This is a genomic window from Bacillus paramycoides, from assembly GCF_038971285.1.
GTDB lineage: Bacteria > Bacillota > Bacilli > Bacillales > Bacillaceae_G > Bacillus_A.
The window spans coordinates 29,843-51,679 of the sequence record NZ_CP152429.1 but is presented as its reverse complement, the minus strand read 5'-3'; the positions used below and the strand labels follow the sequence as shown (position 1 = coordinate 51,679).

The 21,837-nt window shown below is 32.0% G+C and carries 16 protein-coding genes and 6 pseudogenes; 11 read left to right on the top strand and 11 right to left on the bottom strand.

Going from position 1 to position 21,837, the window contains the following annotated elements; all coding sequences use genetic code 11:
• Nucleotides 1-93: 93 nt before the first annotated feature.
• The 3 genes and pseudogenes from AAG068_RS28215 to AAG068_RS28205 all read left to right on the top strand — a co-directional run.
• Nucleotides 94-804 (top strand): response regulator transcription factor, encoded by a 711-nt coding sequence (locus tag AAG068_RS28215; protein ID WP_061655769.1) that lies wholly within the window; start codon nucleotides 94-96, stop codon nucleotides 802-804.
• Complete coding sequence (locus AAG068_RS28210) at nucleotides 797-1,819, top strand: sensor histidine kinase (protein ID WP_342720061.1); 1,023 nt, start codon at nucleotides 797-799, stop codon at nucleotides 1,817-1,819. Before AAG068_RS28215 ends, AAG068_RS28210 begins: the two co-directional genes overlap by 8 nt.
• Nucleotides 1,820-2,381: 562 nt before the next feature.
• Nucleotides 2,382-2,906: pseudogene (locus AAG068_RS28205) on the top strand (UDP-glucose--hexose-1-phosphate uridylyltransferase); the annotation flags it as partial.
• Between the two features lie 27 nt (nucleotides 2,907-2,933).
• Here the strand turns inward: AAG068_RS28205 and AAG068_RS30020 are convergent.
• From AAG068_RS30020 to AAG068_RS28185, 4 genes and pseudogenes are all read right to left on the bottom strand, one after another.
• A pseudogene (locus AAG068_RS30020) lies at nucleotides 2,934-3,038 on the bottom strand (Tn3 family transposase); the annotation flags it as partial.
• A 336-nt stretch (nucleotides 3,039-3,374) separates the two neighbouring features.
• Nucleotides 3,375-3,992, bottom strand: coding sequence for a sporulation delaying protein family toxin (locus AAG068_RS28195; RefSeq protein WP_171856744.1), 618 nt, complete (start codon nucleotides 3,990-3,992; stop codon nucleotides 3,375-3,377).
• A complete protein-coding gene (locus AAG068_RS28190; protein WP_342720060.1) occupies nucleotides 3,989-4,930 on the bottom strand; it encodes a sporulation-delaying protein SdpB family protein in 942 nt (313 codons plus the stop codon). Before AAG068_RS28190 ends, AAG068_RS28195 begins: the two co-directional genes overlap by 4 nt.
• The gene (locus AAG068_RS28185) at nucleotides 4,915-5,457 is read right to left on the bottom strand and encodes an SdpA family antimicrobial peptide system protein (protein WP_342720059.1); all 543 of its coding nucleotides are present in this window, start codon (nucleotides 5,455-5,457) and stop codon (nucleotides 4,915-4,917) included. The genes AAG068_RS28190 and AAG068_RS28185 overlap by 16 nt, the downstream gene beginning before the upstream one ends.
• 37 nt (nucleotides 5,458-5,494) lie before the next feature.
• Between AAG068_RS28185 and AAG068_RS28180 the strand changes: the two genes are divergently transcribed.
• On the top strand, nucleotides 5,495-5,806 hold the full coding sequence (locus tag AAG068_RS28180) for a DUF3784 domain-containing protein (protein WP_342720058.1): 312 nt from the start codon (nucleotides 5,495-5,497) through the stop codon (nucleotides 5,804-5,806).
• 689 nt (nucleotides 5,807-6,495) lie between these two features.
• Nucleotides 6,496-6,888 (top strand): thiol-disulfide oxidoreductase DCC family protein, encoded by a 393-nt coding sequence (locus tag AAG068_RS28175; RefSeq protein ID WP_342720057.1) that lies wholly within the window; start codon nucleotides 6,496-6,498, stop codon nucleotides 6,886-6,888.
• Nucleotides 6,889-7,083: 195 nt separating this feature from the next.
• Here AAG068_RS28175 and AAG068_RS28170 read toward each other — a convergent pair whose 3' ends face one another.
• Nucleotides 7,084-7,404 (bottom strand): hypothetical protein, encoded by a 321-nt coding sequence (locus AAG068_RS28170; protein ID WP_342720056.1) that lies wholly within the window; start codon nucleotides 7,402-7,404, stop codon nucleotides 7,084-7,086.
• Nucleotides 7,405-7,858: 454 nt separating this feature from the next.
• Here AAG068_RS28170 and AAG068_RS28165 point away from each other — a divergent pair, with 454 nt between their 5' ends.
• A complete protein-coding gene (locus AAG068_RS28165; RefSeq protein WP_342720055.1) occupies nucleotides 7,859-8,467 on the top strand; it encodes a hypothetical protein in 609 nt (202 codons plus the stop codon).
• A 409-nt stretch (nucleotides 8,468-8,876) separates the two neighbouring features.
• Here the strand turns inward: AAG068_RS28165 and AAG068_RS28160 are convergent.
• Nucleotides 8,877-10,307 (bottom strand): annotated as a pseudogene (locus AAG068_RS28160) (IS4 family transposase).
• A gap of 148 nt (nucleotides 10,308-10,455) precedes the next feature.
• Nucleotides 10,456-10,814, bottom strand: a pseudogene (locus tag AAG068_RS28155) (DUF1878 family protein).
• A gap of 55 nt (nucleotides 10,815-10,869) precedes the next feature.
• Between AAG068_RS28155 and AAG068_RS28150 the strand changes: the two are divergent.
• Together AAG068_RS28150 and AAG068_RS28145 are read left to right on the top strand one after the other, a co-directional pair.
• Nucleotides 10,870-11,628: an alpha/beta fold hydrolase gene (locus AAG068_RS28150; RefSeq protein WP_342720054.1), complete on the top strand. Its 759-nt coding sequence runs from the start codon at nucleotides 10,870-10,872 to the stop codon at nucleotides 11,626-11,628.
• Nucleotides 11,625-12,470, top strand: a complete 846-nt coding sequence (locus AAG068_RS28145; protein WP_342720053.1) for a DUF2785 domain-containing protein — start codon at nucleotides 11,625-11,627, stop codon at nucleotides 12,468-12,470. Before AAG068_RS28150 ends, AAG068_RS28145 begins: the two co-directional genes overlap by 4 nt.
• A gap of 158 nt (nucleotides 12,471-12,628) precedes the next feature.
• Here the strand turns inward: AAG068_RS28145 and AAG068_RS28140 are convergent, their stop codons facing one another.
• Nucleotides 12,629-13,798 carry a serine hydrolase domain-containing protein gene (locus AAG068_RS28140; protein ID WP_342720052.1) on the bottom strand — a complete coding sequence of 390 codons (1,170 nt, stop codon included), beginning with the start codon at nucleotides 13,796-13,798 and terminating at the stop codon, nucleotides 12,629-12,631.
• A 724-nt stretch (nucleotides 13,799-14,522) separates the two neighbouring features.
• A pseudogene (locus AAG068_RS28135) lies at nucleotides 14,523-14,816 on the bottom strand (IS4 family transposase); the annotation flags it as partial.
• A gap of 260 nt (nucleotides 14,817-15,076) precedes the next feature.
• Between AAG068_RS28135 and AAG068_RS28130 the strand changes: the two are divergent.
• From AAG068_RS28130 to xerS, 3 genes and pseudogenes are all read left to right on the top strand, one after another.
• A pseudogene (locus AAG068_RS28130) lies at nucleotides 15,077-15,715 on the top strand (virginiamycin B lyase family protein).
• A gap of 828 nt (nucleotides 15,716-16,543) precedes the next feature.
• The gene (locus AAG068_RS28125; protein WP_342720051.1) at nucleotides 16,544-16,762 is read left to right on the top strand and encodes a hypothetical protein; all 219 of its coding nucleotides are present in this window, start codon (nucleotides 16,544-16,546) and stop codon (nucleotides 16,760-16,762) included.
• 862 nt (nucleotides 16,763-17,624) lie between these two features.
• Nucleotides 17,625-18,698 carry a tyrosine recombinase XerS gene (gene xerS, locus AAG068_RS28120; protein ID WP_342720050.1) on the top strand — a complete coding sequence of 358 codons (1,074 nt, stop codon included), beginning with the start codon at nucleotides 17,625-17,627 and terminating at the stop codon, nucleotides 18,696-18,698.
• A 496-nt stretch (nucleotides 18,699-19,194) separates the two neighbouring features.
• On the opposite strand, the gene AAG068_RS28115 is transcribed toward xerS, so the two are convergent.
• Both AAG068_RS28115 and AAG068_RS28110 read right to left on the bottom strand, forming a co-directional pair.
• Nucleotides 19,195-21,117 (bottom strand): M56 family metallopeptidase, encoded by a 1,923-nt coding sequence (locus AAG068_RS28115; RefSeq protein ID WP_342720049.1) that lies wholly within the window; start codon nucleotides 21,115-21,117, stop codon nucleotides 19,195-19,197.
• On the bottom strand, nucleotides 21,117-21,518 hold the full coding sequence (locus AAG068_RS28110) for a BlaI/MecI/CopY family transcriptional regulator (RefSeq protein WP_001004322.1): 402 nt from the start codon (nucleotides 21,516-21,518) through the stop codon (nucleotides 21,117-21,119). The genes AAG068_RS28115 and AAG068_RS28110 overlap by 1 nt, the downstream gene beginning before the upstream one ends.
• Nucleotides 21,519-21,837 lie beyond the last annotated feature (319 nt).

The window sequence follows — 21,837 nt, the reverse complement described above, 5'->3', positions numbered from 1 at the left end:
CCAATTTTCTTATTTTGATAACATGAAAATTAAAACGAATAAGCACAATAATTTTGGATATGTATAATAAAAATTATGAAAGCAGGTGTTATTTTGCGAGAAATTAGAATTCTTATAGCGGATGATGAAAAAGAAATTAGAGATTTATTAAAAAAATATATGGAGCGAGAATTATATAAGGTTGATGTAGCTATAGATGGCGAGCACGCTCTTTCTTTATTTAATAAAAACAAATATGATTTGTTTATATTAGATCTTATGATGCCAAAAATTGATGGGATTGAGGTCTGCAGAAAATTAAGAGAAAAAACGAATGTTCCTATTCTAATGCTAACTGCTAAAAATCATGAAACTGATAAGATATTAGGTTTAAGTATGGGCGCAGATGACTATATTACAAAACCTTTTAGTATAAATGAGGTAGTAGCTAGAGTTAAAGCTCTTATGAGGAGGTTTTTAGTTTTAGGAAGTGAAGCAGGGGATAGAGAACAAACACGTATAGAGTTTAAAGAAATCTCAATTGATATGAAAAAATATACTGTTTTCAAAGAGGGAGAAGAGATTCCTTTAACTGCAAAAGAGATGGAATTACTAAGGTTTTTCGCTTCAAATCCGGAGCAAGTGTTTACAAAATCTCAGTTGTTCCGTAATGTTTGGGGGGACAACTATTTAGAAGATGATAATACTGTCATGGTCCATATTCGAAAACTTAGAAAAAAAATAGAAGTAGATCCTTCTAATCCTCAATTAATACAAACAGTTTGGGGAATAGGATATAAGTTTGTAGGTGACCAAAATGTATAGCGACAAAATTATCTTGCTTAATATTCTTCAACTAATATGTATTATAGGACTTTTTTTTGTAGATTTAAATAACCAACTATTAGGAATAAATAAGCTTGCTTTGTACATAGTACTACTTTTCTTTACGACCTTTCTCTTAGTTACAAGGTTTCACTTTGTTAATCGTTTGAAAATAATGATTGAGGAGTTAAAACGTGTAATTAACGGAAATTTAACAACAAGGTTAATTGTAAATGAAGATAATGTATTTAATAAAATGATATTTTCTGTGAATGAATTAATTGAACAGCTAGAGAGAGTTCAAATCGAATCCATTAAATCTCAAAATGCGAGAAAAAGACTCTTATCAAGTATTTCTCATGATATCAGAACTCCTCTTACATCTATTATAGGATATATTGATGCTTTAAAAGATGATATAGCTGTTTCTCGAGAAGAAAAAAAAGAGTATCTTGAAATTATTTCAAGAAAATCTAGCAACTTAAAGCAATTAATCAATGAAATATTTAATATGGCAAAACTAGATGCAGATGAAGTTTTAATAAATCCTGAATTTCTAGAGTTAACTGAGATTACGAGAGAGGTACTAATTGAGTATTTACCTGAAATCAAGAAAAATAATTTGGAATTAAAGCTTAGTTTACCAAAAACAAAATGTTTTATCACGGCAGATTATCTAAGTATTATAAGAATTATAGATAACTTAATAAAAAATGCTATTATATATGGGAAAGAAGGAAAAGTACTTGGGATAGAACTCATTGAATCAAATCAAGAATTCCAATTGCTTATTTGGGATAAAGGACAGGGAATCGCGGAACATGATTTGAATCATATATTTGAACGAATGTATCGTAGTGACCAATCAAGAAATTCTATTAATGGAGGTAGCGGATTAGGGCTTGCTATTGCTAAATCCTTAGTAGAAAAAAACCAGGGCAAGATATGGGTTGAAAGTAGTCCATGGAATAAAACAGTTTTTGGTATCTCTTTCCCAAAAACAAAAAAAGTTTAATAAAATAGATAATAAATGGTTTAATTTAAAATTCATCCCGAACAATGTAATAAAACAGTTATACAATACAAATTTACGTATTAGTGACCTCTTAAAACTAAAGGTTGGAGGTTTGAAGGGAGTTATATCTCAATGCGTGAAATGAAGATTTATGTAAAAATTATCATAGAGCAGTTAGTTGTAGTAACTGCTCTATTTAATACAACCTGAATAAGAAGCAGATTGTATTCTGGTTTTTGTTAGGAGAATATTGGATTTTATTTAGTTCTTTAACAAAGTCCTTATTAGTTATAAATAATAAGCACCATAAAAGGTGCTTATTGACTACTCTGATTTGATTATAATTATTCTATGTATGTTTTCAATATATGTATAGTTTTATATAAAATTTATATTTAAATTAAATCAACCCCAAGATGCGCTCCAAGGGGTTGAAAATTGAGAAATATTATTTTGTTGGAAGTAAAGTTATTGCTATTGTCGATTCCATAATAATGACTGTTAGGAACTTTAATAGTATAACTTATTATTGATTATAAGTATATATAAATTTTAAGTAATAGAATCAAAATATGGGGAACTGGAGATTACCATTAATTTATCCAAGCCAGAGAAGGATCCTAAAGAAATCATAGCAGCTAGAAATATATCGAAGGGTGATTATCCAAAATGTTTACTTTGTATTGAAAATGAAGGGTATTTCGGTCGTTTGAACCATCCAGGTAGAAGTAATCACCGAATCATTGATATTGGGCTAGAGGGAGAGGAGTGGGGGTTTCAATATTCACCATATGCATACTTTAATGAACACTCCATCGTATTATCTAAAAAGCATTGTCCAATGAAAATTTCTTGTGAGACATTTACTCGTTTGTTCAGTTTTGTAGAAACAATGCCACATTACTTTATTGGTTCAAATGCGGATTTACCTATTGTAGGAGGTTCTATCTTAAGCCATGATCATTATCAATCCGGACGTCATAACTTTCCAATGGCAAAGGCTAACGTTCTTAAAACATTTGAATTACCTGCCTATCCAAATACTTCTTGTGGTATTGTCAACTGGCCAATGAGTGTGATTCGTCTCTCCATCAAATGTTTCTTTTTTCTTTTAAACTTTTATTGCTTCACTTAAATAAACTGTATTCCATACACTAATCGCATTAATTAAAAGGTTTAGTGTACTACTTCTTTGAAGCTGATCTTGTAGCGCTCGTTCTCATAATTCACTAAACGATTTATCACGAAAATGAACCGTATCAAAATAGTAATTTACCTTCTTCCTCTTTATGTATATTACGGAAATGCAAATTTAGTGTAGCGCGCTATATGAAAAAAAGAAGCTCTTTTTCGACAATTAATAACAAAAATTTTTATATACAAGCGATCTAAAAAAGCTTTTTCTTTTATTCTGTATATGAAAAATCAATTTTCATATATTGTCATATGAAGTTTCTATTCTTTTTATTGCTCAAGTATCAAATTATTTTAATGTAATAAAAAAGATGAGGTCCTTATAGGAACCTCATCTTTTTTTATAAAAATTAATTTCTTACTATTCAGTAGCTACCTTTACAACATTTGTTAAAAACTTCTCTTTTGAAAGTTTTGTACCATCATTTTCTTGTGGTGCCCAGAATTTTACTGCATGATGTACTGCAACTCCAGTTTCAACAACATATGATACCGCTACAGCTAACTGTGCTACAGCTGCTGCTGTTGTAAAAGCTACCGAAATCGCTGGGAACACAGCTACTCCTTGAACATTGTCAATAGCATTATTATCAATTTTCGATGCATTAAGTTTTTCTACAGATTCGTTCAATAACTTTCCACCTTTTGTGAAAAGTTCATCTGTTTTTATATAATCCTTATTATAAACAGCCTTTTCTAAATCTTCGAAATATGAAGGGTCTAATTTATCCATTTGTTTAATTAGCTCAGCATATATAATCTTATTTTCAGCTTTATTTACACCCTCTATCCCATTTACATCTACATCTTTATTTAATTCTTTAGCAAATTCACCTTGAACAAAGAAAATACCTGCAAAAATTTCTTTTCCTGTGTAATGCTTAGTATCCTTCGCACTAGCACTAAAAGGATTTGATATTACCAAAAACATTAAAGCTACAGCAGTAATCAAAGATGTAATAGAAAAAACTTTTTTCATGCCACTTCCTCCTCTTTCCTTTTATAAATTTTGTTTTTAATATGTATTGAAGAAAATTCTTTATCTAAAGGTCTTAAATAAAGAATCAATACACCCAGCATTACTAATGAAAAACTAATTAATCCAAGAATAACAGCAAATATCTCATGCATAAAAATAGCTACTAACAAAAAGTATTTCCAATATTTTTTGTTAACAAATAATGCACCAAATAATGATATTTGAATAATAAGTGTCCCCCATGTAGGAAGAATTATTAAGGGTGAAGTTAAAAAATAATCAAATATTTTATGTAAATATGGATTTAATCCAAAAATAGGATCTTCTAAAAAATAATATACCGCTGTTCCATTAATCCATTCTTCTTCAAACACCTTTGCTACAGTTGAATGCAAATACAAAATAGCTATTTGAACTCTGATAAACCAATATGAAATAATACATAAAGCTTTTTTATATATATTACATTGTTTATGTTCATCTTCTTTTAATGTAGTCCAATGCCACTTTCTATGATCTGTAAGAGTAATAGGTATTAATAAAAATGTTATAACAGAGCTTACCTGTTCTCCTCCATCCAAGGTAATAGCAGCAGTATTCCAACTATACATAATATACCAATGGAGGATACCTGTGAATTTAGGTCTCCAACCTATAACAACTAATAATAAAATAATAATAGATACAAATCTTATAACTTCTAAAATTATATAATTCCCCGTAGTAGGAATTATACAAAATAAACCGAAAGATACATTACTACAAACAGGAAATTCACTTAAATCTGAAGTCGGTCTAAAAAATACTTTTGTATCATTGATTAACAGGGTTAACAAAAAAGATAATGCTATAATACTTCTTGCTACCCCATATACATTAGTCCACACTTTTTCATTAATTATATATTCCAACAATTTATTTTCTATTTTTTGGAGCATGCAGATTTCACCCTAACTACCTTAGACGGCATTTCAATATTTTTATTTCTTCCCCATATCCATGGTACTGGTTTTTGTTTTCCAATACCTATATCACCGCATAAACTTGGATAAGGAGTTGTATTATTTATAACCTCTGAATCTAAGTTTTCCAAACATTCCACTGGTTTTTTATTACAAGTTGTCCACTTAGAAGTACCAATTTTAGAAAATAAAAGTCCAGCTTCAACACCCTTTCCTCGCCCTTCCCTAGATAAACCAAACAAATTTTTAACTTTATTATTGGGCCAATCAGACAAGATTTCTTTCTTTTCCATATCATAAATTAATATCATCTCATCCCTAGGATCTTTACTATAAAAACCCCATCCTTGTGGTATGATCGTTTTTATTAATCTAGAAGAATTTTTCGATAAAGAAAGTGGATTTTCAGGTATAGCTACTAAAATTGTTAACCCAAATATGGTAAAATAGATAACAAAAGTAAAAACAAAGAAAATAAATATTTTTCTGTCTTTTCTAATCATAAGATTCACACCCTTTTTAAAATAGGAGGTACATACAATGTTAAAAATTATTATTGCATCAGCTTGTTTAATTCTATTTGGTCTACTAGGTATACTAATCTGGAAAAGAAAGATGTTTTTTTTATTGGCTGGATATACACCTGAAGTGAAGTCTAAAATTATTAATGTGGAAAAGTTTGCGAGATTTAATGGTATGATGATTATTTTCATGGGAATTTGGTGTTTTATATGGATTTTATTTTTGATGGAAAAATCATATTCAAGTATTCTGTTTATTATTATACTTATATTTACAATTTTATTTCAAGCTATTTTTACAAATTTTTTCCTTATAGACCGAAAAAAGTAATATAAACTATATTTATGAAATTTTAAAGAGCGATTCTAAGCGTCATTATTTCGCCTAGAATCGCTCTTTATGTATTGAAATTAATAAGACTTTGAGGGAACTTACAGACTGTACTTCTTTTCGTTTTTTTAACTTATTATTTTACGTTTCATACATTCTTAAAGAATTATAAGTTCTTTAAGAATGGTTCATACTTTTTCCTTTGAAACCTTTCTTCGGACTTTAATTGATTTTTCAATACTTATTGTTTTAGATTACTTTCCATCTACCTCTTCCCAGCTAGTTATCTAATATTAACATCTATCCAATTTAAAAGTATAATTATTCTAAAAATATTGATTTATAGGATATTATGTTCTATATTTAGGTTATTATATGTAAAATCTTGTAAAAGAGAGGGTGGAGTTTAATGCTATGAAAAAGTATCCATTTAGTTTAATTCAAGATTGTTTTGCTAATTAATACAATCACAAACAAAAGAGGAAAATCATTTATCCTTATCAAAAGAATTGTTCATATTTCTCTACGAGATCATTTATATAATTCTAATGACTAGAGAACTGAATGTTAATTTGAAGCTTTTAGATTTAGAGAAATATTAAAGCAGATGAAATGATTAATGGGAATAATAAACAAGGGGTCTCTAAGGGTCGGCTAAAAAATAAATATCCTGTAAAGAGGGATTAATCATGACTAATATTGTATTATTTGATGGTGAGTGTAATTTTTGTAATCAAAGTATTCAATTTATTATAAAAAGGGATTATAACGCTTACTTTCAATATGCATCATTACAAGGACGCATCGGAAGACAATTACTAAAAAAATATCATATAGATGAAAATACTGATAGTATTGTATTAATTGAGAATGATACTGCTTACATAAAATCCGATGCTATAATAAATATCTGTCGAAAATTAAATGGATTTTGGAAAGTAACAATTCTTTTTCTAATAATACCAAAGTCCCTCCGTGATTTTTCTTATGAAAAATTCGCAAAAAATAGATATAAATTATTTGGAAAACAAACGAGCTGTTCACTACCTACCCCAGCAATCCGAAAAAGATTTCTCGATTGAAGATATAAAATCTAAGATCTTAGATGGGTCTAAATAATAAAAAAGAGACCTTTTAACAGGGTCTCTTTTCACAAATTATAGAAATACGCAGAAGAATAAAGGTAATTTATTACTAAAACCTCTTCAAATTCCTTTATATTAATTGGAGTATTAATTTTTTTATTATATGGATATAAATCTCTTTAATTTTATATTTCATTTATATTTTTTTACTGTTCCTTCATAATGAGCTACAATTGAAAACGTAGTACGTTCTTGAGAAACAAGATAGAGTGTTCCTTGATAAATATCGTCATCATATGTAAAAGTATTAGGGATTCTTACTATTGAACCAAAGAGGGGATTAGGAAATATTTTGAAACAGCTTTTTACATATTCGTTTACTTCTACATTTTTTATAATGTCTTTACATGTCCCATTATTGTTAGGAATATTCAATTCATCCGCTTGTGCAAAGCTTCCTCCTGTAACAAGAAATCCTAATGATAATACACTTACAACAAATTTTTTAAACATATAATCATCCCCTTTAAAATTTTTTATCTTGTAGGAAAACTAATAACTTTAAATTACATCCACTCGTTCAATTCTAGTCAATCTAAATAGTAAATTCGATTGAAACACTAATACAAGTTGGTCACTAGCTGCTAAAGCATGACTTTATAATAAAATTCCACTAAAATATACAATAACCTTCCTTTTTTAAAATAAATAACCATATTAACTTTCGAAATGTAATAAATTACAAAGAATATTCCAACAACATATTATCAATTGATATAAAATATGCTATTTAATCTGGACAAACCTGTTATTCTATTTTGTTTGAAAATTACACTTTCTATGTCAATCATCGTATTATTTCTACAATTTAAAATCAATAGCTACATAGCATTGGTATTATGTTTTTTCATTTATTTTCAAGTATAGAAAAAGTTTTTATATTACAAATAGGAGAGGGATGACATTAATGAAATTTAATAAATTTCTATTAGGACTTACACTAACTTTAGGCTTAGGAGCATTTTCTACACAATCTACTGAAGCAAGTACATTAGACAAAGGACAGGCATTAACTAAAGACCAAATTTCATTAAAAATTAGCAAGATTAATAGTAAATATGATATAAATGAAGCAATATCTGAAGAAGATCAACATTTTATTCAAACATATGGGAACAAGCTATTTTTAAATGAAATTCCTTTCGAAACTGCCACACCTATGTACACAAATCAAAAAACTGTAGCTGGAATTGATACTAAAATTTCTGGTGATATTTTTTATGGACCAACACCGATGATTTTAAAAATGTATGGTGGAAAATTTAAAACGGAAACGTTTTCTGGTAATGCCACAAAAATCACCAATAATCTTCATTATGGAACATATCGATTTGATTCCAAAGAAGGAATAGTAAAAATGACTGACGGAACAATATCCAATTCGTGCGATAACGGAAAATATTGCGAATTTTCAAAAACTGGATTGTATGCTGGAGATTTTGCTTTAGCCAAGGGAGAATCAATTATTGAGTATCCAGGAGGTTCATTTTCTATTAACTTAGTAGAGAATAAATAAGTCGTGAACAAAAAGAAAGAATAATGAAGCAAAATGAAAATAATAAGTCGAATCCCCTATACCAAAAGAGACCTCATTTAGGAGGTCTCTTTTGGTTACATCAATTAAAAATGGTCCGCATGCGAATACTGGATAATGTCTTCTTTTTTCAGAGCATGTTGTGTATCACCTGTATTACTTAAACCAATTGACAATGTTATTACTAACCCCAACGTACGGTAAAACCAAGTTTTAAAAAAAATTCCTTAGCATACGAAATTCGCGAAATGTTGGCGGGACCCCATCGCTATCAAGCTAAGATTATACAATGTCAAGTATAGTAGAGATTATTTCTTTTTTCTAAAAGCCAGGCTTAGAGAATTTAAAGGTTTGCATGCGAAATAAACCCTATCGGGTTTCATTTTTTGAATTAGGCCGCTTGATCTTCAGAAATGGTATAATTGTAAACGACACCTAATATATCAAAGACTGTTTTCTTCTCATATCTGTGAGATTTTCGCCCATTTTGCTGTAGGAGGTTGAACAGGCGAATGAGAATCTTTGATAATTCTTGGGTGTCTTTCTGTATGGCTTGATAAATAAGAAAAAAATAATCTCTAATCATATATATGGCCTTATATTCACTCAGCTCTCGTTTCTTTTTCATAAGAAGTAATTGACGCATTTGAAACATAGTAGAAGTACAGAGGAGAATAGCGATCAGTTTCCCATACAAATGGCATTCTAATCTTTCTCGTTTTATCTTTTTACAATGGTGAATATGAAAGAATGATTTCCATGTTTTAAATAAAATCTCGATTTGCCAACGTAAAGAGTACCAATCATGTACTTGTCCCATCGGGACAGTATCTGTAGAGGTATTTGTCATATATACATTGATACTACTGAGACGTTTACTACGAGGGGAATACTTTATTCCTTTCTTTTTCTCTCTTACAGCTTGATCTTGCAATCGTTTTTGTTGTTGTTCATCTGTAAGTCGATGAACAATCACACGAGTTGGTACTTTATCAGTCATTCCTACATAAGCATCGGATATTTCATAGGTTTGCCCTGGTTGGAGAGAGTTCATTAATGCCTCCATATCTATCTGTATATACTCTGTACCTTTCTTGATTTTTCCATCCTGAAAATAATCAGGTGTGAGATTTTTTTGATAAATACGTGTATTGGATTTAATACGAGAGATATAGTAAGCCTTTTTATCTTGTATATGTTGAAGATCTTTTAAATGAAAATACCCTAAATCACGGATACATAAATCATTTGGTGTTACAGTTGGAACACACAGAGAACCATAGGTTCGATCATGTTGTTTCCCTGGACCTGTATGGATATGTAGGAATTGTCCACTTAATAGGTCATATTCAAGTTGAATTTTCATCCCAGCAGTATGGCTACATCCTCCAGCCCCAGGATAAATGGTTGAAAATATATCTGGAAGCTGAAATGCAGTGGAATCTAAAATGCGAATACGCTTGAAAACAGAGGTGTATGGAGAAGAAAGTGGCATAGATGAAGTTAATTTTTTATTTAGAAGGTTAGTCAATATATGTTGTAAAAACTGAACGGCTGATGTATTAAACCGTTGATTCAGTCCTTCTGGACTGATGAGTACTTCTGTGGATGCTTCTAAACAGCTAGATAACTGAGCTAAAGAGGTTGTAGCGATATTTTGACTCATCCATTTACATAAAGCGACTAAATCTTTTGCTTAATATTTACTAGTTCGTTGTACAAAACCAACATCTCTAGCAAGATCCCGTAAGGTATTTGGAGATAAAAAGCTTTGAATCTCATGAGCAAATAGTTGTAATTCATCAGACACAGAAACAGACATAAAAAACGCCATCCTTTCCTATAATTCTACAGAAAGGATAACGCCTTTTTTGCTTTATGGATAGTGCAAAACCTTAGTTTTATAGCGATGTAGCGGTACCAAATAGCCGTTTAATAATTATTTATGCCACCTTTATATATCTATATAATCAAACGTTATTACTCATTTTTAATTGCTCTAAAAGATAATCACGGACATTCACAAAAATACATTGTTTTTTAAACTTAATAATAAGTATTTCAATTCAAATTCTTGATAAAAAATCTTAGTGATATATAGTTTAAACTCATCTAAATTAGGCTTTTCTGGGCTTTATAGCATATTTAAAGGAAGTTTAAATTTAGAAAATAAATGATCGTTTTGGGCAAAAATCGAAACTTCTTCTCTAGTTAATCGATCATGAAATGCAATTAAAATTTTTCTTAAGGCATTTACTTGTTCTTCTTCAGTTTCAGCTGAAGTTACAAAATAAAAAACAGGAAAGTTCGCAAAAAATAAAATAATCAAATTATTATAGAAATAATGATAGTGTGAAGCTTATAATTGAACTGGGTGATTAAAAGTGACTATACAAAATGAAAAGATAATTGATATCTGTGATAACCGCAGACTATTAAATAAATATTCACGTAACAGTATTCCAAGCGTAATCTTCATAGCAGGGTTAGGCGATAGCTATGAGACATGGAAAAAAGTCCAAGACCAAATATCGCAAAAAACATCAACCTTTTCCTATAACAGGTCGGGTATTGGCAGGAGTCAAGTCGCATCCGTCCCGACGACTTGCTATGATCTAGTCGAGGAGCTCAACGAATTGTTGCTAGCGCTTGAAGTGGAGAAGCCCTATATATTGGTGGGGCATTCTTTTGGTGGTTTGGTCGCTAGATTATATGCCAGCCTTTATCCACTGAACATCTGTGGTATGGTTTTGGTTGACGCTGCACCGGAATATAAAGAACTCGCCTATGAAAAGGTTCTACCCGAAAATCTGCTTGCAAGAAATAGGGAATATTACGAGAATCCTATGTTGAATAGTGAGAAGATTGATAAAATACAAAGTTATAAGCAAATCGTTGATCATTCAAATCAAAGTAACCTCCCTCTTGCAATTATTACAAGAGGTTTACCTGACAATGTTGAAGAGGGATGGCCATCTCAAGAAATATTGAAAATTGAGCAAAAACTCCAAGCAGAATTCCAATGGCTATCAACGTCAAGCAAGTACCGGATTGCTAGTCGAAGTGGACATTATATTCATCATGATGAGCCCGAAGTTGTTATAGAGGAGATTATGTTAATGTTGAAGGAGATGGGGAAATGAGCGATACAAGGATTAAATTGATGCTGGATTTACAAAGAATTGAGAAGGATGAGTATCAGTTACACGAAGGTGAGCAGCATCAAGATTTCTTACCTTTGTTACTTCAATATATTGGAGATCCTCAGCCAGAATTACGGGATAACCTGATTTATTCGATGTTTTATATGTGGATTAAGGAAGAAAATAGATTCAGTGAAGAGGAGTTACGAAGCCTCTTAACTGTTCTGACTGATGAGAACCATTTGTTCTATGGTATTGGTAGCGAGGATGATCAGTCAGTTTTTACAAGGACGTTCTCTGCCTTACCTATCGCTTTGATTGTGCAACGCCACAGACAGAATCCATTTTTTAATCAAGCGGAAATTGAGCAATTAATGCATGTGATGCTCCGTTATTATAAAGAGGAGAAGGATCTGCGAGGTTACCTTTCAGTAGGAGGCTGGGCTCACAGCGCGTCTCATGGTGCGGATGTTTTTGTTGAGCTGGTGCAGTGCGAGGAGAGCAGCGTCGCAATGCTGCGTGAGGTTCTTGTCGCTATTTCTGGCATGCTTCATAATGGTAGACACATTTTTAGCGATGAGGATGATGAGCGGTTGGTAAACATCGTGGATACGATGATTGACAAAGAGTTACTTCCACATCAAGAAATCGCTAATTGGATTAGCGACTTAGCGCAATGCTGCAATTTGCCGAGAAGTCGCAGTCAGGTGATTGCTCGCGTGAACAGCAAGAATTTTTTACGCAGTCTCTATTTCAGAAGGGGACAAGATAGCCGAGGGAATGAGCTTAGCACGGTCATACTTGGTACTGAGGCAATATTAAACAAGTTTTCTTTCAGTTAAAGGGTTAGAGGGGCCGTCCCCATCGCTATCAACTTAAGAAGAATAAACGCCACCAAAACAAAAAAAGCCCCAAATTTTTCTTAAAAATAAGTTGGGGCTTTTGAACCAGAAAAGTATGTTTTTAACTATGAAAACTACGATGAATTTTTCCTTTTTTCCTACTTGCTAAATTCAGCAAGTAAAATATTTTTAAAAGGATTAGGACTGTCAGTTCTACCCAAACTATTCCAATTGACGACCAACGTATGCTTGCCTCCAAGTTTACCTCCAACAAGAGTAGTAAACCCTAGAATGCCACCTGTGTGTCCCCATATCGAGACACCGCTTGGAAGCTTAGTTTCATAGATTCCAAGACCATATCCATCGATTCCTTCTTTTTCTGTAGGAACTGTAGTAAGCATTTGTTTTAGTTGCTGTTCTTTCAGTAATTTGCCACCGAGCAAGTAAGAGAAGAATTTGTTTAAGTCGTCAGCAGTAGAAATCATATCTCCAGCAGAGCTACCTGCACTTGGGTTATAATAAGTAACGTCTTTTAGCTCACTTGCTCCGTCTGGTTGGTCATATCCACGGGCATGGTTGGTGCCTGGAATAACGCTTGAATTGCCAGGTAGGAATGTATTCGACAATTCAAGTGGTTCAATAATCCGATTTTCAATCTCTTCCGCATAGCTGTTTCTGGTTACTTTTTCAATAAGAATACCCAGTAATACGTATCCTGTGTTTGAATAAGACCAGCCCTTTCCTGGGTCAAAGTCTGGGGGCAAAGAAATCCCCATCTTCACTAACTCTTCAGCCGTATACGATTTTTTTGTATCCGTAAAATCAGCGTCTTTTGACCTTGAGTATTCAGCGATACCACTTGTATGGTTCAATATGTGCCGGATAGTAATCTGGTTACCATCATATCCATTTCCTTGAATGACACCAGGCAACCATTTTTCGATGGAGTCGTTTAGATTCAGGCGGTTCTCTCCAGCTAATTGAAGTACAACTGTTGCGGTGAACGTCTTCGTCACACTGCCAATGCGAAAGCGAAAATCTGTTTTCATTGGTTTCTTGGTTCTCAGATCCGCTATTCCAGCGGCATAACCCCACGTTCTTCCACCCTCAGAAGTTTTAGCAAGTATTCCCGGGTATCCAAGTTGCAATGTATCCCGCATTGCTTGCTTGACGGAAGTACGATCTCGTTGAGTATTTGTTTGTAACGAACTAGATACATTTTGAGTGGGCTCTGCTTTTACAATTGAGGTTGGTGTTGTATATAACAGGGAACTTCCAGCTATTAAAAGGGCCAGACTTGCACAAGTAATTTGACTACGTATTTTCATAAGGCATTCCTCTCCTCTATTCATATTGTATAAGTGTTTGCTTACTGTTCCTTACTTCCTGACAAGACTTAGGGAAAGGCCCTCACGCATATAGATTAAAGCCCCAGTACAAAGGTATCTATCAATACCAACAATTTGAGCCATTTAAATCTCCATCCCTTCTATAACAAAATTAGTCAAAGGTATGAAAGCATATTATGTACCCGTAGTTATTGTTAGGATTAACACAACAGGAGACATAACCCCAACCCATATTTTACTTTATTTATCCATAATATGTATTGAGAAAGAATGTAAATTCGAATCCTTTCCGTACCCCAGCTATTGATCGTTTTTTTCACCTATTATAATTAGTTATTTAGAATTTCATAATAAAAAACTGTAAAAAATAACGAGTCCCTTAACGAACAGGAAGTGGTCGAAAAATATGTCTATAGCACAATTTTCTTTTTTGATATGGTGACCCCATCGCCATATCAAAAAAAGAAAAGCATATACCCCAAAACGAAAAAATGAGCTTTTTTGTTACAAGTTAGTACAAAATTTCGTTCTGGGGTACTATAAAATTTTAGCTTGATGGGCATGGGGTACCGCCACACGCCTATCAACTTAAGAACAGAATCAAAATGAACTTTCGTTCATATGGAAGAAAAAATTCTTAAAATGCCTTGTACCTTTAATAATGAGTATGCTAAATAAACCTTAATCTGGAAAAATCCAAAATTTATACAGATTTCTTTTGTCTTCTCAATTCAGTATATTCGTAGATAACACCCAAAATATCAAAGATTGTTTTTTTCTCATATCGTTGAGATTTCCGTCCATTTTTCTGTAGAAGGTGAAACAAACGGATAAGATTCTTTGTTATTTCTTGGGTGTTTTGTTGTATGGCTAGATACAGAATGTATAAATGATCTTAAATCATTCCAATAGCTTTATATTCGCTTAATTCCTTTTGTTTCTTTTCTAGAATCAATTGTCGCATTTTAAACATAGTAGAGATGCACAGGAAGATAGCATTAGCGACGGTGGAACTATAAGTGCTGATGTCGTAGTCGTAAGAGAGGTTGAACCTTATACCATAGTAGGTGGAAATCTTGGCAGGAAAATATGAAAGTTTTTCTCACAAGAGGTCATTCGGGAATTATTGGATATCAAATGGTGGAATTCCGATATCAAATGCATCAACCAGTATATTATCGCAATCGTAAGTGGAGATTTGGATACGTTGAGAAAAATGAAAAGGCAACCATAATGCTTTATTGGGAGGTAAATGATATGAGGATCACGATACAAGAATATTTGATCAATGAAATAGATTCAGGACCATATGGTATAATCACTGGAAAAGACGGGTCATTGTGGTTTACGGAACAGAAAGGGAATCGAATTGGTAGAATAAATGCTAATGGTGAAATAAATTCTTTTCCCATTCCAACAGCAAATGCAGGAGCTATGTCAATTATTTCGGACCAGACTGGTGACTTATGGTTTACGGAATATAACGCAAGCAAGGTCGGTAAAATGTCGATGAATGGTCTATTTGAAGAATATGTACTCCCTGCAACGAACACTGCACCTTTTGGCATAACGGAAGGTCCAGATGGAGCAATATGGTTTGTGCAAATCAAGGGCAATAAAATTGGTAGAATCACGTTCACAGGTGAGGTCAACGAATTTGTTATACCGACGCTGAACGTTCGCCCTCATGCTATAATCCTCGGGAAGAACGGAGATCTTTGATTCACGGAATGGGGAGGTAACCAAATCAGCCGAATTACAGTTGAAGTAGTTATTACGGAATATCCGATACCTACAAATAATGCAGAGCCACATGGCATCATGTTTTGTCCGAATGGCGATATTTGGTTCGCTGAAGAGTGTAATCAAATTGGACGTCTAACAATCATTACGTAATAGAGGTACCGCCCATCGCTATTAAGCTCAGAAAAGTGAATACCCAAAACAAAAGAATGTACATTCCTTTGTTTTGGGATGCTATAAAATTTTTAAGTTGATGGGCATGTATGGTGACTCCTAATATACATAATTATTTCAAGAGCTTGAACTACTCACCACTTAACGTCCTTACGGACTTTTTGAAGTGGGAGATTCTTGCGAACACCAATGTATCCACCGGTTATCTTACAAGCTCAATCCGTAGTCCCTACGGTGAGAACATAAGTATCTTGTACGTTGACGCACCACACTCCCTACTTTAGCTTGGTTTTCGCAACTTCGGCAAGCATGGGGCGATAGAACGTTGAAGATTTTATGGTTGCAGCGTTTTTCTGCAACCAACCTCATAACTTCAGTTTTCGAAGAGCAATCTGTACAAGTAAATGATAGCAAACATGTTGGCTTATGCCAACCGACATTCATCTTCCACCTAAAATTGGTGTTTCACACCTTCACATTTTTGAGGAAGGAGTCTTCTGTCGGAAAACGATAAAATAGTTTAAAGTTATGTATTTAACATCGACAACGATAATTTCTATATGTATTGAAAATCATTCTTCAGAAAGTAGATTATCATAGTTTTTGTAGCTTTAAAATAAAGTTTGATTAAAAATAACGTACAAACCTGTATTTTATAAAAAACTCAAAAATTGCATTTTGAAAGAAATAGATTAAAATAGATTCTACAGTTTTAGATTCAAAAGGAGTTTTCATAAAAATGCTTAATTATTCTAAAGGATGTTTTGTTGAGCCTTTACCACTCTAGAAATGAGAAGGGATATATTTATGCTAAACCATACAACAGGAGAAGAGGTTGTTGTTTTACAGGCTGAATTGGATGATCACAAACGTATAATAGCAAAAGTTCAAATTAATGAAGAAATAGGCTTAGTTAGACTTGGTTATTGGGAGCCGATAATTGTTCCTGAAAAGTATAGTTCTTATCGATTGGAAATACTAATTGAACTCAGTAACTACATCGAAATGGAAGAAAAATCATTTTGAAATAAATTTGAATATATGAGAATGAAAATATTGACGTTTGGTTAAGCCGATTAATCGTTTTAAGTAAATCCAGAGATACCTAAGCAGCCAAGTACCTTTTCAAAAAAACATTGGCTGCTCGTCATTAAATAATTTTTGCACCAGAACTTATGGATTGCACCATTTAATACATAATTTATAAAGTACATAATATAAAAGATATATTTTCTAATAACCAGGGGGTTTTCTTGATGGCATAATCATTAATTGCGAATATGATGAAGCTTCAATAATAGAAGGGAGGATTAAAAAAGAAAAACAAGTTCGCACGAAATACCAATTTTACGAACAATAAGGGGGTTAAATAAAAATCTAATAACAGTATCTAGGGATTTCGAGCTTAGTTGCATGAATCTTAGTATGTTGGTATGTACCTATATAATTCATACTTTATATAGAAATTATTAAATTTTGAGTAACTCATTACTAATTTTTATAGTAAATTACATTGTACTTTATAAGATTTTTTCTCACGTTGATCTAATTAAATCTCATAATTATGATTATATAAACCAATTTATATTTTTATAAAGACTTTTAAACTATATTCATGTATTGATCTTTTGTATGTATTTATATTTCAAATTTGTTTTATTTTACATACATTTATATGTAGTTTTTGTACTAATTTTTATAATTCAATACAAATTTCTCGCTTAATTATCTATAATTTTTACTTGAGTAAATACATTATTCCATTCACTATTGAGTATTTTTAGCATCTCGTAATTCAATTATATAAATAAATCTGTGTAAAAATTGAATTTAATGCGAACTTGTGTTCGCACCCCTTTTCTGTTATAGTATATATGAGGTGATTTTTATGGATTACAGCAAACAACGTCAAAAATCCGTACATCGTAAGAAATTATACGAGAATTTAAATGAAATGCCCTTTTACATAGAAGAATTTGTGGAGTACAAAGAATTGCATGATGCCTCTCCCTCTACCCTACTGAATTATGTATATGATTTTAGAGTCTTCTTTAATTGGCTATTATCTGAACAAATTATTGAAGTTAAGCCCATTAAAGACATATCCTTCTCCGATTTGGAGAATTTAAAGAAAAAAGATGTTGAAAACTTTATGAGGTTTCTAAAACTACAACAAAACATGCAGAATTCCTCTGTTAACAGAAAAATTTCGGCCTTAAAGTCTTTATTTAAGTACCTCACCTCCCTATCGGAGAATGAAGATGGAGAATGCTATTTTTATAGAAATGTAATGGCTAAAATTGAAATACATAAAGATAAAGAAACATTAAATGCTCGCGCAAAACGTATGAGATCTAAAATATTCCATAATGATGATGATCAAGAATTTCTGAATTATGTTAAGTACGAACATGAAAAATCTTTAACAAAACATCAGTTATTCTATTTCCTAAGAGATAAGGAGCGTGATGTAGCTATTCTTTCCCTCTTTCTTGGTAGTGGTATTCGTGTAAGTGAATTGGCCGATCTTCGCATGGAAGATATAAACTTAAAAGAAAGACTAATTGATGTAATCCGAAAAGGAAACAAAGAAGATTCCGTTTGGATTACCCCAATTGCATTAAATGATCTTGAAAAATATATAGAGATTAGAGATAACAAATATGCTCCAGGGAAACAATTACAAAATGTATTCTTATCGAAGTATAAACATATTGCACAGCCTCTTTCTGTTAGGGCTATCCAAGATATAGTAGAAAAATATACTAAAGCCTTTGGCAAAAAAATGTCTCCTCATAAATTAAGACATACATTGGCAAATAAGTTATATATGGAAGAAAAAGACTCGTTACAAGTGATGCAACAACTTGGACATACCAGCCAGGATACGGCCTTATTATATACACAGCTTGGAGAAACAACTATCAAAGATAGCTTAGGAAGAATAGGAAAGAATAAATAATAAAAGTTCAGCAATACAAAATTGCTGAACTTTTATTATTTTCATTGATATAGTGATAGTGATTTAAAATCTATATTAAAATCACTTCATTTTGAACTTTATTATGTAATAAATACATAGTTTATATTATACTTTAATTAGAATTTAAACTCTCTCTTGATAAGTTATAAACATAAGAGTTTTAAATTCCTACAATTTTTGTTCACGTTAAATAGGAATTTAACGTGAAGATTAAAAAGAGCAGTGTAATGTATTTTCCCCCCTCTTCGTAGATGTACAAAGACATGAAAATGGATACTTTTTAGACAAGAAGGTGGGTGCTTTTTTATAAAGGAGTTGCTTCTGTTATATATAACTACGTATATCATTATCATGATTTTCAATATCTGTATAACTAATCTAATATGTATAAGAAAAGAGGATATATGCTCATAAATCGAACATAATACCCTCTTCTTAGTTTAATCTATTTAAACGGAATTCTGAGACTCTATTTTTATTTTAGAAAGGACAGCATAATTTTCTCTATTTCTTCTTTACTTAAATCACCTGCAAGAATTATGACTTGATAAGCGCTATTCTTTCCTTTTGCAGGAACAATCATTTGCATTACTTTATAGGTTTCCTCTGTATCAAGACTTTCAACTAAGGTTATTTTTGTACCTTCTAATTCATAATTTGTTGCCTTTTCATTATTCTCCGCTACATTGCTCGAGAATTCTATTCCCTCAGCAGTAACTGCAGATTGGTGCACAATATATACATTATCTTTACTTTGATTTTGATATTCATAAATAAAATCGGGATTCATTTTTCCAGTAGTCTTCGGTGTTGTAACACCTTCTCCAGTTAATTTAACCCCTTTTACCACGTAACTTGGGGTCTTAATTGGAAAATCAACATATTTCTGTGCTTCCTTTTTAGTTAATCTAAATTCCGAAGTGATTTTCTGTCTAAATGGTCCAATTTCTTCACTGTTTTTCTGATATTTTTTTTGTTCTTCTGAATCTAACTTTTCAGGACTTCCTACTAACTTTACTTTTTTACCCAAAGTATATGCTTCTGTTTCTAAATCAATAAATCGTTCAAATTCTTCTTTTGTAAACAGATTTCGTGCCAAACCAACTTCTTTAAGTAAAGTATTATACTCTCCCTCTGAAACAAAAAATTCTGCATCTGCCCGTTCTTTTGTACCAATCATTTTTTCTACAATTTGCTGTATAGGAATATCAGTTTGTGTTTTTAATTCTTTCATATTATTTTTCACTTCTATTTGTTGTTTCTCAGGGTTAGTCGGCTTATCAGCACGGGCGTTTAATAAGGATACAGATGAAACTGCAATAACTGCCACAGCCCCTATCGCAGACCAACGATATGATTTTTTTTGGAATTTTTTAATCACTAGAATTCTCCTTTTTAACGCTCTCTTGTTTTTACTAAAATTTGCTATACTTGGTACTTGATAATAACTTGAGTAGTGTTCCAATAGACTAATAATAGTATGTCCATACGCAATTTGTTCCTCTGAATCTATACATGTAAGAGTTAATGCATCGCATGCTAGTTCTTGATCTTCCCGCATACATGAGTAGGCATACCATAGAATTGGATTAAACCAATTTAAAATTAGTAAGCCATGCATAAGCCAGTTCACCCCAACATCTCTTCGCTTGATGTGAGCTAATTCATGATGGAAAATATATCGTAACTGTTGCTCATCTAATATTTTCATATGTACAGTTGACAATAACAACTTTGGACGAATAAATCCAAACACTGTTGGACTGGAAACCTTTCCAGATACAAATAGAGGGATATTCCGTTGAATAGACATAGATTGCTTACACTTTTCAAAAATCTGGACAATCTTCTCGTCTGTAATAACAGGTTGTTTTTTTATGTAAAGTAATAAACGCCTGTTCATTATAAAAGTAGCAACACTTAGAAGGATAACACCAGTAAGCCAAATGTATATACAGATTGTATAGAATGGAATCGGCTTATCATCCTGCTTTTCATTCATGCCTGTTTGTGTCTTATTTGCCTGAACAGTTTTTGTTGAACTTGAGGTATAAGTATCTTCTTTTGTGAGAACCTTTGTATCGTCTATATCTTTTAATTCTTGTATACGCTCTTGTGTAAGAAAATTAGCTACAGGATTTCGGCTAGAAATGAATGCATCATCATTCTTGTAAGTAAGAACAGAATAGATACTATAGGAACTACCTGGCGACCAAGGTAATACAAGTCTTATAATTAATATGATCCATAGCATATATTGCCAGCGTGGAGTTAACTTATTTCTAAACAAGACCTTGATACACAAGATTAGACCCACTAATATACTAGCCATAATGGAAGTCTCAATCATCCAATCAAAAAAAGCAGGTAGATAGATATTTATAAATTTTTCTATCACTATAATCTATCCTTCCTCTGATTTTCCTCAGTTTTCTCATCCAGAATACGTTTAAGTTCGTTAATATCTTCTGAAGACAGCTTTTCTTCTTTTAAGAAATTTACAAGTAAAGGTTTAAATGCTGCACCATAGAAACGTTTAAGTAAAGATTTCGTTTCTACTTGTAAATAACTATCTTGCGATACCAAAGGATAATAAGAGTACAAACGCCCTTTATCTTGATGGTAAGCCACTGCTTCTTTGTGAACTAATCGATTAATCAGAGTTCGAATCGTTTTGGGTTTCCAATCCATTTTCACCTCTAACGCTTCAATCACCTCATTTGCCGTTTGTGGAGATTTTGACCAAAGTACTTTCATAACTTCTAACTCAGCTTCTGAAATTTTAGGTAATTCATTCATTGTTTAAAAATACACCCCTCGTATTACATTTGTAATCCACAACTGAATATTACACTTGTAATCTCTTGTTTTCAAGCTTGTTTGGTGTTTGTGGAATCCTTTCCTATACCCATCAACATAAGAACGGAAAAAATTAAAAGAAGTTTAGACTCTCATGTCCTGCTAATGAGACAAGGAAGTAAATCCTTCATTAATATTTTTGTTACTAATATAGAACTGAATTTTAACTTCACATCTATTTAATATTTGCTATTTTTACAAAGCACCCACTTTGGTGTCTTCGTTAAAAAAAATACCCATTTTCTTGTCTCGATATATG

Bases quoted from the DNA above. Each gene is read 5' to 3' on its own strand.
- AAG068_RS28125 (WP_342720051.1), top strand. From the start codon at position 16,544: ATGCTAAACCATACAACAGGAGAAGAGGTTGTTGTTTTACAGGCTGAA.
- AAG068_RS28175 (WP_342720057.1), top strand. From the start codon at position 6,496: ATGACTAATATTGTATTATTTGATGGTGAGTGTAATTTTTGTAATCAA.
- AAG068_RS28190 (WP_342720060.1), bottom strand. From the start codon at position 4,930: ATGCTCCAAAAAATAGAAAATAAATTGTTGGAATATATAATTAATGAA.
- AAG068_RS28165 (WP_342720055.1), top strand. From the start codon at position 7,859: ATGAAATTTAATAAATTTCTATTAGGACTTACACTAACTTTAGGCTTA.
- xerS (WP_342720050.1), top strand. From the start codon at position 17,625: ATGGATTACAGCAAACAACGTCAAAAATCCGTACATCGTAAGAAATTA.
- AAG068_RS28180 (WP_342720058.1), top strand. From the start codon at position 5,495: ATGTTAAAAATTATTATTGCATCAGCTTGTTTAATTCTATTTGGTCTA.
- AAG068_RS28145 (WP_342720053.1), top strand. From the start codon at position 11,625: ATGAGCGATACAAGGATTAAATTGATGCTGGATTTACAAAGAATTGAG.
- AAG068_RS28195 (WP_171856744.1), bottom strand. From the start codon at position 3,992: ATGAAAAAAGTTTTTTCTATTACATCTTTGATTACTGCTGTAGCTTTA.
- AAG068_RS28185 (WP_342720059.1), bottom strand. From the start codon at position 5,457: ATGATTAGAAAAGACAGAAAAATATTTATTTTCTTTGTTTTTACTTTT.
- AAG068_RS28110 (WP_001004322.1), bottom strand. From the start codon at position 21,518: ATGAATGAATTACCTAAAATTTCAGAAGCTGAGTTAGAAGTTATGAAA.
- AAG068_RS28170 (WP_342720056.1), bottom strand. From the start codon at position 7,404: ATGTTTAAAAAATTTGTTGTAAGTGTATTATCATTAGGATTTCTTGTT.
- AAG068_RS28140 (WP_342720052.1), bottom strand. From the start codon at position 13,798: ATGAAAATACGTAGTCAAATTACTTGTGCAAGTCTGGCCCTTTTAATA.
- AAG068_RS28210 (WP_342720061.1), top strand. From the start codon at position 797: ATGTATAGCGACAAAATTATCTTGCTTAATATTCTTCAACTAATATGT.